This window comes from Bradyrhizobium sp. USDA 4510, assembly GCF_054059095.1.
This window is the reverse complement of record NZ_JBSSBT010000001.1, coordinates 9,303,831-9,319,514: the sequence shown is the minus strand read 5'-3', so window position 1 is coordinate 9,319,514 and position 15,684 is coordinate 9,303,831. Positions and strand designations below refer to the sequence as shown.

Annotated in this window: 12 protein-coding genes; 5 read left to right on the top strand and 7 right to left on the bottom strand. The window is 65.8% G+C overall.

What is annotated here, in order from left to right:
• Both gltB and ACVMDN_RS43375 read left to right on the top strand, forming a co-directional pair.
• Positions 1-4,546: glutamate synthase large subunit (gene gltB, locus ACVMDN_RS43380; protein ID WP_456843682.1), on the top strand; the 4,546-nt coding region annotated here is incomplete at its 5' end.
• 136 nt (positions 4,547-4,682) lie between these two features.
• Positions 4,683-6,140, top strand: a complete 1,458-nt coding sequence (locus tag ACVMDN_RS43375; protein WP_076827688.1) for a glutamate synthase subunit beta — start codon at positions 4,683-4,685, stop codon at positions 6,138-6,140.
• Positions 6,141-6,316: 176 nt separating this feature from the next.
• Here the strand turns inward: ACVMDN_RS43375 and ACVMDN_RS43370 are convergent, their stop codons facing one another.
• Positions 6,317-8,005 (bottom strand): outer membrane beta-barrel protein, encoded by a 1,689-nt coding sequence (locus tag ACVMDN_RS43370; RefSeq protein WP_141342901.1) that lies wholly within the window; start codon positions 8,003-8,005, stop codon positions 6,317-6,319.
• 260 nt (positions 8,006-8,265) lie between these two features.
• On the opposite strand from ACVMDN_RS43370, the gene ACVMDN_RS43365 reads away from it, so the two are divergent.
• Positions 8,266-9,273 carry a KpsF/GutQ family sugar-phosphate isomerase gene (locus tag ACVMDN_RS43365; RefSeq protein ID WP_057016246.1) on the top strand — a complete coding sequence of 336 codons (1,008 nt, stop codon included), beginning with the start codon at positions 8,266-8,268 and terminating at the stop codon, positions 9,271-9,273.
• A gap of 100 nt (positions 9,274-9,373) precedes the next feature.
• On the opposite strand, the gene ACVMDN_RS43360 is transcribed toward ACVMDN_RS43365, so the two are convergent.
• Positions 9,374-9,913 (bottom strand): carboxymuconolactone decarboxylase family protein, encoded by a 540-nt coding sequence (locus ACVMDN_RS43360; protein WP_076827692.1) that lies wholly within the window; start codon positions 9,911-9,913, stop codon positions 9,374-9,376.
• 87 nt (positions 9,914-10,000) lie between these two features.
• On the opposite strand from ACVMDN_RS43360, the gene ACVMDN_RS43355 reads away from it, so the two are divergent.
• Positions 10,001-10,336, top strand: a complete 336-nt coding sequence (locus ACVMDN_RS43355; RefSeq protein WP_076827694.1) for a winged helix-turn-helix transcriptional regulator — start codon at positions 10,001-10,003, stop codon at positions 10,334-10,336.
• Positions 10,337-10,525: 189 nt separating this feature from the next.
• On the opposite strand, the gene ACVMDN_RS43350 is transcribed toward ACVMDN_RS43355, so the two are convergent.
• From ACVMDN_RS43350 to hemH, 3 genes are all read right to left on the bottom strand, one after another.
• A complete protein-coding gene (locus ACVMDN_RS43350) occupies positions 10,526-10,972 on the bottom strand; it encodes an NfeD family protein (protein WP_057016243.1) in 447 nt (148 codons plus the stop codon).
• A 41-nt stretch (positions 10,973-11,013) separates the two neighbouring features.
• A complete protein-coding gene (locus ACVMDN_RS43345) occupies positions 11,014-12,018 on the bottom strand; it encodes an SPFH domain-containing protein (protein ID WP_076827695.1) in 1,005 nt (334 codons plus the stop codon).
• A 198-nt stretch (positions 12,019-12,216) separates the two neighbouring features.
• Positions 12,217-13,254: a ferrochelatase gene (gene hemH, locus ACVMDN_RS43340; protein WP_057016241.1), complete on the bottom strand. Its 1,038-nt coding sequence runs from the start codon at positions 13,252-13,254 to the stop codon at positions 12,217-12,219.
• Between the two features lie 114 nt (positions 13,255-13,368).
• On the opposite strand from hemH, the gene ACVMDN_RS43335 reads away from it, so the two are divergent.
• Positions 13,369-13,767 carry an MAPEG family protein gene (locus ACVMDN_RS43335; RefSeq protein WP_016842609.1) on the top strand — a complete coding sequence of 133 codons (399 nt, stop codon included), beginning with the start codon at positions 13,369-13,371 and terminating at the stop codon, positions 13,765-13,767.
• A gap of 158 nt (positions 13,768-13,925) precedes the next feature.
• Here the strand turns inward: ACVMDN_RS43335 and ACVMDN_RS43330 are convergent, their stop codons facing one another.
• Positions 13,926-15,041, bottom strand: coding sequence for a nickel/cobalt transporter (locus ACVMDN_RS43330; RefSeq protein WP_194295350.1), 1,116 nt, complete (start codon positions 15,039-15,041; stop codon positions 13,926-13,928).
• Positions 15,038-15,676 carry a DUF1007 family protein gene (locus ACVMDN_RS43325; protein ID WP_076827781.1) on the bottom strand — a complete coding sequence of 213 codons (639 nt, stop codon included), beginning with the start codon at positions 15,674-15,676 and terminating at the stop codon, positions 15,038-15,040. The genes ACVMDN_RS43330 and ACVMDN_RS43325 overlap by 4 nt, the downstream gene beginning before the upstream one ends.
• Positions 15,677-15,684 lie beyond the last annotated feature (8 nt).

Sequence of the window (15,684 nt, the reverse complement as noted above, 5' to 3'; positions counted from 1 at the left end):
GCACCAGATCGTCTCCGACGCGCTAAACATCCTGTGCAACCTCGAGCATCGCGGCGCCGTCGGCGCCGACCCGCGCGCCGGTGACGGCGCCGGCATCCTGGTGCAGATCCCGCACGCCTTCTTCGCGCGCAAGACCGCGGAGCTCGGCTTCAAGCTGCCGCAGCCCGGCGAATACGCCATCGGCGCGCTGTTCATGCCGCGCGATGCCGCGTGGCGGAACGTGATCAAGAGCATCATCGCCGACGAGATCAAGAACGAGGGCTTCAAGCTGCTCGGCTGGCGCGACGTGCCCAGCGACAATTCATCGCTCGGCGTCACCGTGAAGCCGACCGAGCCCTACCACATGCAGGTCTTCATCGGCCGCAATGGTGCGGCCAAGACCGAGGACGATTTCGAGCGCCACCTCTACATCCTGCGCAAGTCGATCTCGCAGGCGATCTATCAGCGCCGCGACCGCGGCATGGCGGGCTACTATCCGTGCTCGCTGTCGTGCCGCACCGTGATCTACAAGGGCATGTTCCTCGCCGACCAGCTCGGCAAGTACTATCCCGACCTGCATGAGGCCGACTTCGACAGCGCGCTGGCGCTGGTGCATCAACGCTTCTCGACCAACACCTTCCCGACCTGGTCGCTGGCGCATCCCTACCGGATGATCGCCCATAACGGCGAGATCAACACGCTGCGCGGCAACGTCAACTGGATGGCGGCGCGACAGGCTTCCGTGCATTCGGAGCTCTACGGCAAGGACATCAGCCGCCTGTGGCCGATCTCCTATGAGGGCCAGAGCGACACCGCCTGCTTCGACAACGCGCTCGAATTCCTAGTGCAGGGCGGCTACTCGCTGCCGCACGCCGTGATGATGATGATTCCGGAAGCGTGGGCCGGCAATCCCCTGATGGATGAGCAGCGCCGCGCGTTCTACGAATATCATGCCGCGCTGATGGAGCCGTGGGACGGCCCGGCCGCGATCGCCTTCACCGACGGCCGCAAGATCGGCGCGACGCTCGATCGCAACGGCCTGCGCCCGGCGCGCTATCTCGTCACCAAGGACGACCGCATCGTGATGGCGTCCGAAATGGGCGTGCTGAAGATTCCGGAGGACCAGATCGTCACCAAGTGGCGGCTGCAACCCGGCAAGATGCTGCTCGTCGACCTCGAGCAGGGCCGCCTGATTCCCGACGACGAGATCAAGGCCGACCTCGCCAAGAGCCATCCCTACAGCGACTGGCTGCATCGCACCCAGATCCAGCTCGAGGAGCTGCCGGATGCGCCGGCCAAGGGCGTGCGCTCCAACCTGCCGCTGCTCGATCGGCAGCAGGCGTTCGGCTACAGCCAGGAAGACATCGCGATCCTGATGACGCCGATGGCGGCCACCGGCGAGGAAGCCGCGGGCTCGATGGGCAACGACACGCCGATCTCGGCGCTGTCGGACAAACCGAAGCAGCTGTTCACCTACTTCAAGCAGAACTTCGCGCAGGTGACGAACCCGCCGATCGACCCGATCCGCGAGGAAATCGTCATGAGCCTCGTCTCGATCATCGGGCCGCGGCCGAACCTGTTCGACCTGCAGGGCGTCGCCTCGACAAAGCGCCTCGAGGTGCGGCAGCCGATCCTGACCGACGCCGATCTGGAAAAGATCCGTTCGATCTCCGACGTCGCCGAGACCCATTTCAAGTCGCGCACGCTCGACACCACCTTCCACGCCGGGTTCGGCGCGGCGGGCATGGAGCAGGTGCTCGACGAGCTCTGCGCACGCGCCGAGGGCGCGGTGCGCGAGGGCATCAACATCATCATCCTGTCGGACCGCATGACCGGCACCGACCGGATTCCGATCCCGTCGCTGCTGGCCTGCGCCGCCGTGCATCATCACCTGATCCGCACCGGCCTGCGCACCTCGGTCGGCCTCGTCGTGGAATCCGGTGAGCCGCGCGAGGTGCATCACTTCGCCTGCCTCGCCGGCTACGGCGCCGAAGCGATCAATCCCTATCTCGCGTTCGAAACCATCCTCGCGATGAAGGACCGGCTGCCCGGCGCGCTCGACGACTACGAGATCGTCAAGCGCTACATCAAGTCGATCGGCAAGGGCCTGCTCAAGGTGATGTCCAAGATGGGCATCTCGACCTACCAGTCCTATTGCGGCGCGCAGATCTTCGACGCGGTCGGCCTGAAGGCCGACTTCGTCGCCAAGTATTTCGCCGGCACCCACACCCGAATCGAGGGCGTCGGCCTCGGCGAAATCGCCGAGGAGACCGTGCGGCGTCATACCGACGCGTTCGGCGACGGCCAGATCTACAAGAGCGCGCTCGATGTCGGCGGCGAATATGCCTACCGCACTCGCGGCGAGGACCATGCCTGGACCGCGGAATCGGTCTCGACGCTGCAGCATGCCGTGCGTGGCAATTCGCAGGAGCGCTACCGGGCGTTCGCCAAGATCCTCAACGAGCAGTCCGAGCGTCTCTTGACGCTGCGCGGCCTGTTCCGGATCAAGAGCGCCGAGGACGACAAGCGCAAGCCGGTCAAGCTCGAGGACGTCGAGCCGGCCAAGGACATCGTCAAGCGGTTCTCGACCGGCGCGATGTCGTTCGGCTCGATCTCGCGCGAGGCGCACACCACGCTCGCGATCGCGATGAACCGGATCGGCGGCAAGTCGAACACCGGCGAAGGCGGCGAGGAGTCCGACCGCTTCAAGCCGATGCCCAACGGCGACAGCATGCGCTCGGCGATCAAGCAGGTCGCCTCGGGCCGGTTCGGCGTGACGACGGAATACCTCGTCAACTCCGACATGATGCAGATCAAGATGGCGCAGGGCGCCAAGCCCGGCGAAGGCGGCCAGCTGCCCGGCCACAAGGTCGATGCCACGATCGCCCGCGTCCGGCATTCGACGCCGGGCGTCGGCCTGATCTCGCCGCCGCCGCATCACGACATCTACTCGATCGAAGACCTCGCCCAGCTGATCTACGACCTCAAGAACGTCAATCCGGACGGCCAGGTCTCGGTCAAGCTGGTGTCGGAAGTCGGCGTCGGCACGGTTGCCGCAGGCGTCGCCAAGGCGCGCGCCGACCATGTCACGATCGCGGGCTTCGAGGGCGGCACCGGTGCCTCGCCGCTGACCTCGATCAAGCATGCCGGCTCGCCGTGGGAGATCGGTCTTGCCGAGACCCATCAGACGCTGGTGCGCCAGCAGCTGCGCAGCCGCATCGCGGTTCAGGTCGACGGCGGCTTCCGCACCGGCCGTGACGTCGTGATCGGCGCGCTGCTCGGGGCCGACGAGTTCGGCTTCGCCACCGCCCCCCTGATCGCGGCGGGCTGCATCATGATGCGCAAGTGCCACCTCAACACCTGCCCGGTCGGCGTCGCGACCCAGGATCCGGTGCTGCGCAAGCGCTTCACCGGCCAGCCCGAGCACGTCATCAACTACTTCTTCTTCGTCGCCGAGGAAGTCCGCGAGATCATGGCGCAGCTCGGCTACAAGACGTTCGACGAGATGGTCGGCCAGGTCCAGATGCTGGACCAGACCGCGCTGGTCTCGCATTGGAAGGCCAAGGGCCTCGATTTCTCCAAGCTGTTCGTGCGGCAGAAGGAGGAGAAGGGCCAGACGATCTATCACTCGGAGAGCCAGAACCACCATCTGGAAGCCGTGCTCGACCGCCGGCTGATCGAGAAGGCGCAGGCCGCGCTCGATCGCGGCGCCCCGGTCAAGATCGAGGAAGAGATCAACAACACCGACCGCTCCGCCGGCGCGATGCTGTCGGGCGCGGTGGCCAAGATCTACGGCCATGCCGGCCTGCCGCTCGACACCATCCATGTCGGCCTGAAGGGCACGGCGGGACAGGCGTTCGGCGCCTGGCTCGCCAAGGGCGTCACCTTCGAGCTCGAGGGTGAAGGCAACGACTATGTCGGCAAGGGCCTCTCGGGCGGCTGCATCATCGTCAAGCCGCCGAAGATCTCCGGCATTGTGCCGGAAGAGTCGATCATCGTCGGCAACACCGTGATGTACGGCGCGATCGCGGGTGAGTGCTACTTCCGCGGCATCGCCGGCGAGCGCTTCGCGGTGCGCAACTCCGGCGCGGTCGCCGTCGTCGAGGGCGCCGGCGATCATTGCTGCGAGTACATGACCGGCGGCATCGTCGTGGTGCTCGGCAAGACCGGACGCAACTTCGCGGCCGGCATGTCCGGCGGCATCGCCTATGTGCTGGACGAGGCCGGCGACTTCGACAAGCTCTGCAATCTTTCGATGGTCGAGCTCGAGCCGGTGCTGTCGGAGGAGATGATCAACGCCGACACCTACCACCACTCCGGCGATCTCGAGGCGCATGGCCGGGTCGACGTGTTCCAGAACCTGCTCGACTCCGATGTGGAGCGGCTGCACGTCCTGATCACGCGTCACGCCAAGCTGACCGGCTCGAAGAAGGCGGCGGAGATCCTCGCCGACTGGAAGAGCTGGCTGCCGAAATTCCGCAAGGTGATGCCGGTGGAGTACCGCCGCGCGCTGAAGGAAATGAAGGCCAACGCCGACGCCGAGCCGAAGATCGCGATCGGCGCGTAGGGTTCATCACGCGTCATTCCGGGGCGCGCAAGGCGCGAACCCGGAATCTCGCAAGGCAACTTCAAGATTCCGGGTCCGCGCCTTCGGCGCAGCCCGGAATGACGGAACAACTGAGATGCAGGGGCATCGGGTTTCAATGGGTAAGATCACAGGTTTTCTCGAGATCGAGCGGCATGACCGCAAGTACGAGCCGGTCGCCGATCGACTCAAGAACTTCAGGGAATTCGTCATTCCGCTGAGCGAGAAGGACACGCGCGACCAGGCTGCGCGCTGCATGAATTGCGGCATCCCCTATTGCCACGGCACCGGCTCGACCGCGCCGGGCACGCCGGGCTGCCCGGTCAACAACCAGATTCCCGATTTCAACGATCTCGTCTATCAGGGCAACTGGGAAGAAGCCTCGCGCAATTTGCACTCGACCAACAATTTCCCCGAATTCACCGGCCGCATCTGCCCGGCGCCGTGCGAGGCGTCCTGCACGCTCAACATCGACGACAACCCGGTCACCATCAAGACCATCGAATGCGCGATCGTCGACCGCGCGTGGGACAATGGCTGGCTGAAGCCGGAGATCGCTGCCGTTAAGACTGGCAAGAAGGTCGCCGTGATCGGCTCGGGTCCCGCCGGCATGGCCGCCGCGCAGCAGCTCGCGCGCGCCGGCCACGAGGTGCACGTCTACGAGAAGTTCGCCAAGGCCGGCGGCCTGCTGCGCTACGGCATTCCCGACTTCAAGATGGAGAAGGGCATCATCGATCGCCGCGTGGCGCAGATGGAAGCCGAGGGCGTCACCTTCCACTACGGCAAGGCCGTGGGCGGCTCGACGCCCGGTGCGATCGATCCGCAAGAGCTCGCCAAGCAGTATGACGCCGTGGCGCTGACCGGCGGCGCGGAAGCCCCGCGCGACCTGCCGATTCCCGGCCGCGAGCTTTCCGGCATCCACTTCGCGATGGACTTCCTGCCGCAGCAGAACCGCCGCGTCTCCGGCGAGCCGCTGAACGGTGCCGCCGACATCCTCGCCGGCGGCAAGCATGTCGTCGTGATCGGCGGCGGCGATACCGGCTCGGACTGCATCGGCACCTCCTTCCGGCAAGGCGCAAAGTCGGTGACCCAGCTCGAGATCATGCCGGCGCCGCCCGAGCACGAGAACAAGGGCGTGACCTGGCCGAACTGGCCGCTGAAGATGCGCACGTCGTCGAGCCAGGCCGAAGGCGCGGTGCGCGAATTCGCCGTGCTGACGACCAAGTTCGAAGGCGTCGACGGCAAGGTGACGAAGCTGCATTGCGTCAAGGTCGACGATAAGTTCAAGCCGCTGCCCGGCACCGAGTTCACGCTCGACGCCGAGCTCGTGCTGCTGGCGATGGGCTTCGTCCATCCGGTTCACGAGGGCCTGCTCAAGACGCTGGGCGTCGAGCTCGACCAGCGCGGCAACGTCCGCGCCTCCCTGCAGGACTACCAGACCTCGCGCGCGAAGATCTTCTCCGCCGGCGACATGCGCCGCGGCCAGTCGCTCGTGGTCTGGGCGATCCGAGAAGGCCGCCTGTGCGCGCGCTCGATCGACACCTTCCTGATGGGGAAGACCGATCTGCCGGGGTAAGCGCGTCAGCCGCCACGCCACTGCACCCACACACTGAACTGTCATCGCCCGCGAAAGCGGGCGATCCAGTATTCCAGAGACGTCAAGGCTTGAACGGACAGGCCGCGGCGTACTGGGTGCCCCGCCTTCGCGGAGCACGACACCTCATTTGAGATGCGACTCGCGCATCCTCACCGCTAATTCTGCACCCGCACGCCGAGCATCACCACCGTCGACGCCGAGCTCTGTCCCGGCTGGTTGGAATCCAGCCAGTCGCGGCGCAGCGTGCCCTTGATCCAGAGGCTGCGGGTCATCTTGTAGATCAGGTCGCCTGACACCGAGTAGACCGTGTCGGTGCGGTTATCGCCCTGGTAATCGAGCGTGCCGTAGGTGAACTTGCCGATGCCGGTCAGCCAGCGACGGAAGTCGTGATCGACCTCGACGGTGTAGGTGCGTGACAGCACGCCCGAGGTGCCGGGCAGCGTGGTCTCGCCGATCTGGGTGTCGGAATAGAACTTTGCGGTGGTCAGCGGCGTCGCGGTCCAGGTCAGCGAGGCCGTGGTGAGCAGGCCTTCGAGTCGGCTAAGCCGCGGGTCGACATAGTCGCGCATCGCATAGCCGATCGAGATCTCACCGAACAACAGCCGGGTGAACTCGAACGACGTACCGACCTTGGCATAACCGCCCGACGAATTGCGCGCGTAACCGTTGCGGTCGAGATAGAGATCGTGGAAGCGACTGTCGCCCTCGACTTCGACAAAGGGCTTCACGGCTGGATTGAGCTCATAGCTGACACGGCCGACGCCACCGTATTGGGTGAAGTTGCGGTCGTCGTTCGACGAAGAGGTGCCGTCGGTGAGCTTCGACCATTGGTAGTCGGTGCGGTCGATGGTGCCGCCGAGCGAAACCTGCATGCGGTTGAAATGCTGGTCGATGCCGAAGGTGCCGCCGACCGTGGTGTAGATCGGATATCTGGCGAGGCCGGCCTGCACGTTCGGGCTGCCGGGATTGTCGGTCGAGACCAGCAGGCGGGCCTGCCCCAGCAGATGCGTGTCCTTGGTGACGTCGACACGGCCGTCGATATGGCCGGTGAAATTCGGACGGTCGATGTCGAGCGGCGCCGACAGCGGCGTGCCGTCGGCGTTCGGCGTCAGCCCGGAGCCATAGCCGTTGAAGGAGCCGCGCAAATCGGCGACGACGGCGTGACGCTCCCAGTCGGAGACCGCGAGGAATTCCGGCGCGACCATGTAGAACGCCCTGCCCTGCGGCGAGTAGAGCCGACCGGGGTTGGTGTCGTAGCCGGCCATCACCTCGACCGCGGTCTTGACCATGAACGAGCCGGCATAATCGCCGACCGCGCCGAACGGATCGTCGTCGATCTTGAGCCGCTTGCGCGGCGGCTGGCCGACGATGGTGCCGGCCATCGCCGGCGGCAGCGGCGTCTTGTTGGCGGTCTCCGAGGGCGGGATCGACAGCCGCAGCTGCCCCGTGGCGTTCAATGGCGCCGACGTCGGCGGCGGCGAGCCGGGTCCCGCCGGCGGCTTCGGTTTGGCCTGACCCGGATAGTATTTCGGCTTCTGGCGCTTGCGGTTGAGCGAGTCATAGCCCGACGTCGAGGCGCCGTTCGCCGCGGGGAGCCCGTAGGTCGGGACCTGCCCGATCCGCGTCGTCGATGTTGATGTCGATGAAGACGGGGAGGAACGGCGTTCGCGATCGGCGTCGGGCAGCCTCAGGCCGTTGAGCGGATCCATGGCGTCGGCCGTGGTCCGGCGCAGCGGCGAATCCTGCGTGATCACCTGGCTCTGGCGATTGGGGCTGAACAGATCGGGCGTCACGGTCTGGGCCGCGGCGAACCCGGTGGTCACGGTCAGCGCCAGGACGGTCACGGCAGGGCATGGCAAAACCGCGCGGACGAGGCGTCCACGCCGGTCTTGGCCGCTTGCTGGCCGCCGCAACACGATGGAAAAACTCCAACGAATTCACATACTTGTCGGACGAACTCCACCGGGCGGCGGAAAACGTCGTTAATGGAGTTAAAACAATTATGGTTAATGAGCCGTTGAGGATCGGCCGCCGCGCGTCGCATCGCGGAATCGAACGTGCTAAGGGAGACGCCCGGGTGCAAAACCCTCCCTTGGAATCCTAAATGGCCAAACCGAAACCGCTGATGACCAAATCATCCGGCCCCGATGACGGCGCCGTTCAATCGGCGCTCCGCACCCTCGATGCCGAAGCAAGCGGCGTCGCAGCCCTCTCCGCGGCACTGAAGTCCGACCTCGGCGCGCCGTTCGCCGCCGCGTCCGAGTTGATCGGCAATGCCAAGGGACGGCTGATCGTCACCGGGCTCGGCAAGTCCGGCCATATCGGGCGCAAGATCGCGGCGACCTTTGCCTCGACCGGCACGCCGGCGTTCTTCGTGCACGCAGCGGAAGCGAGCCATGGCGACCTCGGCATGATCACGATCGATGACGTGATCCTGGCGCTGTCATGGTCCGGCGAGCAGCCGGAGATGCGCAACCTGATCGCCTATGCCGCCCGCTTCGGCATTCCGCTGATCGCGATGACGGCCGACAAGGACTCGACGCTGAGCAAGGCCGCCGACGTGCAGCTGACACTGCCGAAGGCCCGGGAGGCCTGCCCGCACAATCTGGCGCCGACCACGTCCTCGCTGATGATGCTGGCGCTCGGCGATGCGCTGGCGATCGCGCTGCTCGAGGGCCGCGGCTTCACCTCGACCGATTTCAGCGTGCTGCATCCGGGCGGCAAGCTCGGCGCGCTCCTGAAATATGCCCGCGACCTGATGCATGGCGGCGACGCGCTGCCGCTGAAGCCGCTCGGCACCAAGATGTCGGATGCGCTGGTCGAGATGACCTCAAAGGGTTTTGGCTGCGTCGGCATCGTCGACCGCCACGGCCATCTCGTCGGCATCGTCACCGACGGCGATCTGCGCCGGCAGATGCGTCCCGACCTTTTGACGCTGTCGGTCGACGAGGTCATGACCAGGACGCCGAAGACGATCAGCCGCGACACGCTGGCCGGCGAAGTGCTGGAGCTGCTCAACGCCTCGAAGATCACGACGCTGATCGTGACCGACGCCAAGAAGCCGGTCGGCATCATCCATCTGCACGATCTGCTGCGGGCGGGCGTGGCGTAGAGCCGCGCTTTCTTCCGTCATTGCGAGCGAAGCGAAGCAATCCATCTCTCCCCGCGCGGAGACGTGGATTGCTTCGTCGCTTTGCTCCTCGCAATGACAACTATGCTGGAAATCTTGCCGCGGTTTCTTCCAGCGGCAGGGCCAGCGCGTTGGCGAGGTAGGAGACCGTGCGGTAGAAGCCGCACAAGAGGATGATCTCCAGGATCTGGTCCTCATCGTAATGCGCCAACAGCGCCGCGAATTCCGCGTCATCCAGCGTCGCGCGGACATGCAGCGCGTCGACTGCCGCGATCATTGCTTGTTCGGCCTGCGACCAGCAGCCGGCATCGGCCGCACCGCGCACGGTGGCGTGGACCTGCTGCTCCGTCAGTTCGGCGGCTGCGCCGAACGCTGTGACGTGGACGCCCCATTCGTATTCGCAGGCATTGAGTGCGCAGGTGCGGTCGATCACGATCTCCCGCTCCCTGAGCGACAACGGCCCGCGGTCCAACAGGCTGCCGCCGCGAAACTTCTCCCAGGCGCGCGGATGGCCCGCCATCACGCGGAACAGCATCAGCGGCGGCTTGCCGCGCATGATGCGGTCGAAATGCTGTTGAACGTCCGCCGGATAGGGCGGATCGAGCGGCGCGAGGCGTGACATGGCCTGATCCCGTTGCTACATTTAATGTAGCGATACGCTACAATATCTGTAGCGACTCGCAAGAGGGATTCGAAAGGATTTCGCGGCATGCCGAAGCAGGGCCCAGTCACAAGACCCGGCGTCCGCGGCTCGCGGTCCGGCCGCCCCATCATGGCGCTGCTCGATCTCTTGGGACGGCGCTGGACCTTGCGCATCATCTGGGAGCTGCGCGAGGGCGCGCTGACCTCGCGCGCGCTGCGCACGGCCTGCGACGAGGCCTCGCCGACGATCCTGCAGACGCGATTGACGGAGCTGCGCGAGGCCGGCTTCGTCGAGCTGACGGAGGATGGTTACGGCCTCACCGCGCTCGGCCGCGAGCTATTTGCGACATTCACGCCGCTCAACCGCTTCGCCGAGCGCTGGAGCAAGCAGGGCGGCAGCTAGACCTCGGCGGCCGTCAGTGTGTAGCCCGCATGAGCGGAGCGACATGCGGGATCGGTTTCCCCGGGTATCGCGGAGCCTGTCATCGGGCGCGCATACGCGCGACCCGTTGGCTCACCCGGGCTACGGATTACTCGCCCGAAGCAGCATCCGACGCTCGGGGCCGAGTCGTCGTCGATGGCTCAGGCCAGACTAAGCGATCGCCACCGTCAGGCTGGCGCCGTCGGCGCGGACGACCTTCACCCGGCTGCCGGCCGGCGCATCGGGGCCGGCGACGCGCCACACCGTATCGTCGATCCGCACCGTGCCTGATCCGTCAACGATCGGCTTCTCCAGCGTGAATTCGCGGCCGACCAGGGCTTCGTTGCGGCGGTTGAGGAAGGGATTGGTCTTGCTTGCCGCCGTCGCGCCCTTCGCGAAATGCCGCCACGCCGGCACCGCCAGGGCGGCGAACACTGCGAACATCAAGAGCTGTATCTGCCAGGACGGCGTGAAGGCGAACGACAGCAGGCCGACCAGCAGTGCCGCGAGCCCGAGCCAGAACAGGAACACCCCGGGCGCCACAAGCTCCAGCGCCATCAGGATGAAGCCGAAGATCAGCCAGTTCCAGGTACCCAATGTCGAAAACATCTCGGCCATGACGTGACCTCTACCATTGCGGGCGCGACGCCGTCACGCCCTTACCGCTGCGGCGGCACCGGAGGCGGCGCCGTCGGGCCGGCCGGCGGCACTGAGCCGCCGCGCCGTGCTGCGGCCGTAGCGGACGCCGCACTCTCGCCGAAGGTAGCGCGGGCGATCTCGCCGATGCCGGCCAGCGAGCCCAGCACACTCGAGGTCTCGATCGGCAGCATCAAGACCTTCTGGTTCGGCGATTCCGCGAGTTGGCCGAACGCCTTGATATACTTGTCGGCGATGAAATAGTTCAGCGCGGCGACGTCGCCCTTGGCGATCGATTCCGACACCATCTGGGTAGCCTTGGCCTCGGCCTCGGCAAGCCGTTCGCGCGCCTCGGCGTCGCGGAAGGCGGCCTCGCGGCGGCCCTCGGCCTGCAGGATCTGACCCTGCTTGGCGCCCTCGGCGCGCAGGATTTCGGATTGCCGCTGGCCCTCGGCCTGCAAAATGTCGGCGCGCTTGACGCGCTCGGCCTTCATCTGCCGGCCCATCGCCTCGACGAGGTCGGCCGGCGGCACGATGTCCTTGATCTCGATGCGGTTGACCTTGACGCCCCAGGGCGACACCGCGGCGTCGACCACGCGCAGCAGCCGCTCGTTGATCTCGTCGCGATGCGACAGCACCTGATCGAGATCCATCGAGCCCATCACCGAGCGGATATTGGTCATCGTCAGGACGGTGATCGCCTGGTTGAGATTGGCGACCTCGTAGCTCGCCTTGGCGGCATCGAACACCTGGTAAAACGCGACGCCGTCCACGGTCACGGTGGCGTTGTCCTTGGTGATCACCTCCTGCTCGGGGATGTCGATCACCTGCTCCATCATGTTGATCTTGCGCCCGATGCGATCGAAATAGGGCACGATCAAATTGAGGCCGGGCGACAGCGTGCGGGTGTATTTGCCGAACCGCTCGATGGTCCAGTCAAAACCCTGCGGAACGGTCTTGATCCCGGCGAACAGCGTAACGATGACGAGAAGAACAAACGCGATCGCGAAAACGTCGAAGCCAGTCATAAAGTCCTCCAGGGCCGGCGAGACCGTCGCCAGTCACGGTCGTGCATTGGTCGGCAGGACCGCTCCGCCGGTTCAGCCGGCTGTTGTTCTCCCTAGCACATAGGAAGCTGCTGTCGGATGACCAGATGCCAACGAATGCCCGTGCCCGGTGTCACGGATCGTTAACAATCAAATCCAGCCTTGTTAAATCCAGCCTTGTTAGATCCAGCCTTGCAGCTCGCGCAGCACGAGCTGGCGGATCACGTCCATGCCGCCGTCGCTGTCGTTGAGGCAGGGGATCGCCGCGAATTGCTCGCCGCCATTGTGCCGGAAGATCTCGGCATTCTCCTGCGCGATCTCCTCCAGCGTCTCCAGGCAATCGGCGGAGAAGCCGGGCGTGACCACGGCAATGCGCCGCACGCCGTCCTTGGCGAGTTTCTCGACCGTCTTGTCGGTATAGGGCTGCAGCCACTCGGCCTTGCCGAAGCGCGACTGGAAGGTGAGGATCAGCCGGTTGGCATCGAGCCCGAGCCGCTTGCGCAGCGCATTGGTCGTGGCGATGCATTGCGCCTGATACGGATCGCCCTTGTCGACATACTCCTTCGGCATGCCGTGGAACGACGCGACGATGATCTCGGGGTGGAACGGCAATGTCGCGAGGTGCGCATTGATCGAGACCGCAAGCGCCTCGATGTAGTCGGGATCGTCGTAGTAAGGCGGCGTCACCCGCAGGATCGGCTGCGCGCGCATGCCGGCCAGCACGCGAAACGCCTCATCGCAGACCGTCGCCGACGTCGCGGCGGAATATTGCGGATAGAGCGGCACCACCAGCAGCCGGCCGCAGCCCTGCGCCGCCAGCGCCTCGATGCGCTGCTTGATCGAGGGGTTGCCGTAGCGCATCGCCCAGTCGACCACGACGTGGTCGTGATCGGCGATCGCCTCCGCCAGCTTGTCGGCCTGCGAGCGCGTGATGGTCTTCAGCGGCGACTCGTTCTTCTCGGTGTTCCAGATCTTCAGATAGTCGCGCGCCTTGCGGGCCGGACGGACCCGCAGGATGATGCCGTTGAGGATCAGCTTCCAGAGCAGGCCCTGATCCTCGATCACCCGCGGATCGGACAGAAATTCCTTGAGATAGACCCGCACGCCGGCGGCATCCGCCGTATCGGGCGTGCCGAGATTGACCAGCAGCACGCCGACGCGTTCCGGCTTCGGCGCCGCGGCAGACTTCGCGCTCTCGAAGGGGATCACCGTGCTCATGATGGCCTTGCGCTTGATATCCTTCGCCTGGGAGCTTTGGGCTTCGCGCGTTGCTCCAACCTTGTCAAGCCGAGTGCGGGTTGGCTACGTTCCCCTGCGGAATAAGGGGGAACCATGACGATCGCCGAATGGTGCGTCTTCGGGACGCTGATGCTCTCGCTGCTGACGATCGTGTCGGTGAAGTGGACCGGCTTCCGCAGCTTCGACAATGCCAGGCCGCGCGATCCCGACTTCTACGACGACCCGATCCGCTCGCGGGCGCTCGGCGCGCACCAGAACGGCATCGAGGCCTTCCCGTTCTTCGCCTTCGCCGTGCTGCTCGCCGAATTCCGCGTCGGCCCGCTGCGGCTGATCGACGAGCTCGCCGTGCTGTTCCTGATCGTGCGGATCGCCTACGTCTTCACCTATATCGGCAATCGCCCGACGCTGCGCTCGATCCTCTGGAGCATCGGTTTCGCGATCAACATCGCGATCTTCCTGCTGCCGGCGATCAGGGGCTATCTGACGAGTTGAGCCTGTTTCTTCTCCCTCTCCCCGTTCTTACGGGGAGAGGGCTGGGGTGAGGGACCGTCTCCGCAAATTCGATGGAAGCGAGCGTGCGGAGACTCCCCCTCACCCGAAATTCGCGCACGCGAATTTCGACCTCTCCCCGCAAGCGGGGCGAGGTGACTTCAAAGGCACGTCGCGCGCTCGGCCGCGATGTAGCCGAACAGCAGCCCGAGCCCGAACAGCAGCACAAGGCCCGCGGCGGCGAACTCCAGGCCGCGCATGATGACCATGCCGCCGCCGTCGCGCGCCGCGCTCAGCCGCTCCGCCACGCCGCGCGCCGACACCGCGACCAGCGCGATCGCCGCCACCGTGATGGCGGTGCCGAGCCCCATCACGAAGGTCGCGGCAATGCCGGCCCAGAACAGGCCCTGCGCCAGCGCGAACACCAGCACCAGGATCGCGCCCGAGCAGGGCCGGATCCCGACCGTGAGGATCGCGCCGAGCCCCCGCCGCCAGCCGCCAGGACCGGCGAGCTCGGCCGGCGTCGGCCCGTGCGAATGGCCGCAATGCTCGTCATGGACGTGCTGCGCGTCATGCCCGTGATCGTGACCGTGATCATGATGATGCCCGTGATCGTCATGCGCGTGACGGTGATGGTGATCATGGCGGTGGTCGTGGTGATCGTGATCATGGTGGTCGTGATGATGCGCGCCGGCCATCGCCAGCGCCGGCCGCGGCGCCTGCAGGGCGCGGAAGAAGCTGCCGCCCTTGACCCAGACCAGCCGGGCGCCAAACGCCGCGATCAGCGCGTAGCTTGCGATCTCGATCGCCTTCTCCGCCCCGCACATCGTCTTCGCGGTCGCGTTGAGCAGCCAGGCACAGATGCCCACGATGAGAACGGCGACCACCGACTGCATCAGCGCCGAGGCGAACGACAGCACGATGCCGCGCCGCGCGGTCTCGCGATTGGCGACCATGTAGGACGAGATCACCGCCTTGCCGTGGCCGGGGCCGGCGGCATGGAAGATTCCGTAGGCAAAGGAGATCGCAAGCAGGGTCCAGACCGCCGAACCGTCGGATTTCGCGGCGCGGATCGCCTGCGAAATCTCGCGATAGAACTCCGACTGTTTCGCCAACAGCCAGCCGACCAGCCCGCCCTGCGACTCCGCCGCGCGCGGCGCACCGAACGGATTTTGCGCCAGCAGCGCATGAACGGCGCCATCGAGCAGCGCAAACGCCGCCAGCACGGCCGCGGCCACGGCGAGGCCGCGCGTCACGCGCGAGACGATTGGCGTCATGGGCACTCCACCGAGACCTTGTTGGCGAACATCATGCCGAAATTGCCGTTGCCGCCGTCGAGAAAGGTCTGCTCGCCGAGCTTCTGCGCGGCGGCGGTGCCGTCGCTATTCGGCCGCTCGAACTGCATCTTGCAGCCCGCCGCGGCGCCGACCAGCTTGACCGGCTCCTTCTCGGCATACTGAAAGTCGATGAAATAGGTCGGGTCGAACACTTCGAGCGCGAGCTGCCGGGCCTTGAACGGCGTCTTCACCGGCAAGGTGAAGTGCAGCGTCAGCGCCGAATCCTTGTATTCGAGGAAGTAGTCGACCGGTTCGGTGAACTTCTGCTTCTTGCCGTCGCCCTTGGCGAAGGTGAAGTAGGCGTATTCCTTCAGCGACTCGACATTGGTCTGCGCCAGCGGCGCCAGCTCCTCGCGGCTGTAGGCGCCCTTCACCTTGGTCTCGATGCCCTGCAGCGCGTAGGTCGAGAACATGTCGTCAAACGTCCAGGCGTGGCGGACTCCGGTGATGGTGCCGTCGGGCGCGTAGATCAGCTCGCTCCTGGCGACGATCCAGACATGCGGATGAGCCTCGGCGGCCGCCGTGCCGAGCACGACGGACGCCGCAAGCACGAGCCAGCCGATCAGCCGGTTCAACGACGGCC

What these genes read in the sequence shown, in the direction of transcription:
- ACVMDN_RS43375 (WP_076827688.1), top strand. Translation starts at nt 4,683, where the DNA reads ATGGGTAAGATCACAGGTTTTCTCGAGATCGAGCGGCATGACCGCAAG.
- ACVMDN_RS43365 (WP_057016246.1), top strand. Translation starts at nt 8,266, where the DNA reads ATGGCCAAACCGAAACCGCTGATGACCAAATCATCCGGCCCCGATGAC.
- ACVMDN_RS43360 (WP_076827692.1), bottom strand. Translation starts at nt 9,913, where the DNA reads ATGTCACGCCTCGCGCCGCTCGATCCGCCCTATCCGGCGGACGTTCAA.
- ACVMDN_RS43355 (WP_076827694.1), top strand. Translation starts at nt 10,001, where the DNA reads ATGCCGAAGCAGGGCCCAGTCACAAGACCCGGCGTCCGCGGCTCGCGG.
- ACVMDN_RS43350 (WP_057016243.1), bottom strand. Translation starts at nt 10,972, where the DNA reads ATGGCCGAGATGTTTTCGACATTGGGTACCTGGAACTGGCTGATCTTC.
- ACVMDN_RS43345 (WP_076827695.1), bottom strand. Translation starts at nt 12,018, where the DNA reads ATGACTGGCTTCGACGTTTTCGCGATCGCGTTTGTTCTTCTCGTCATC.
- hemH (WP_057016241.1), bottom strand. Translation starts at nt 13,254, where the DNA reads ATGAGCACGGTGATCCCCTTCGAGAGCGCGAAGTCTGCCGCGGCGCCG.
- ACVMDN_RS43335 (WP_016842609.1), top strand. Translation starts at nt 13,369, where the DNA reads ATGACGATCGCCGAATGGTGCGTCTTCGGGACGCTGATGCTCTCGCTG.
- ACVMDN_RS43330 (WP_194295350.1), bottom strand. Translation starts at nt 15,041, where the DNA reads ATGACGCCAATCGTCTCGCGCGTGACGCGCGGCCTCGCCGTGGCCGCG.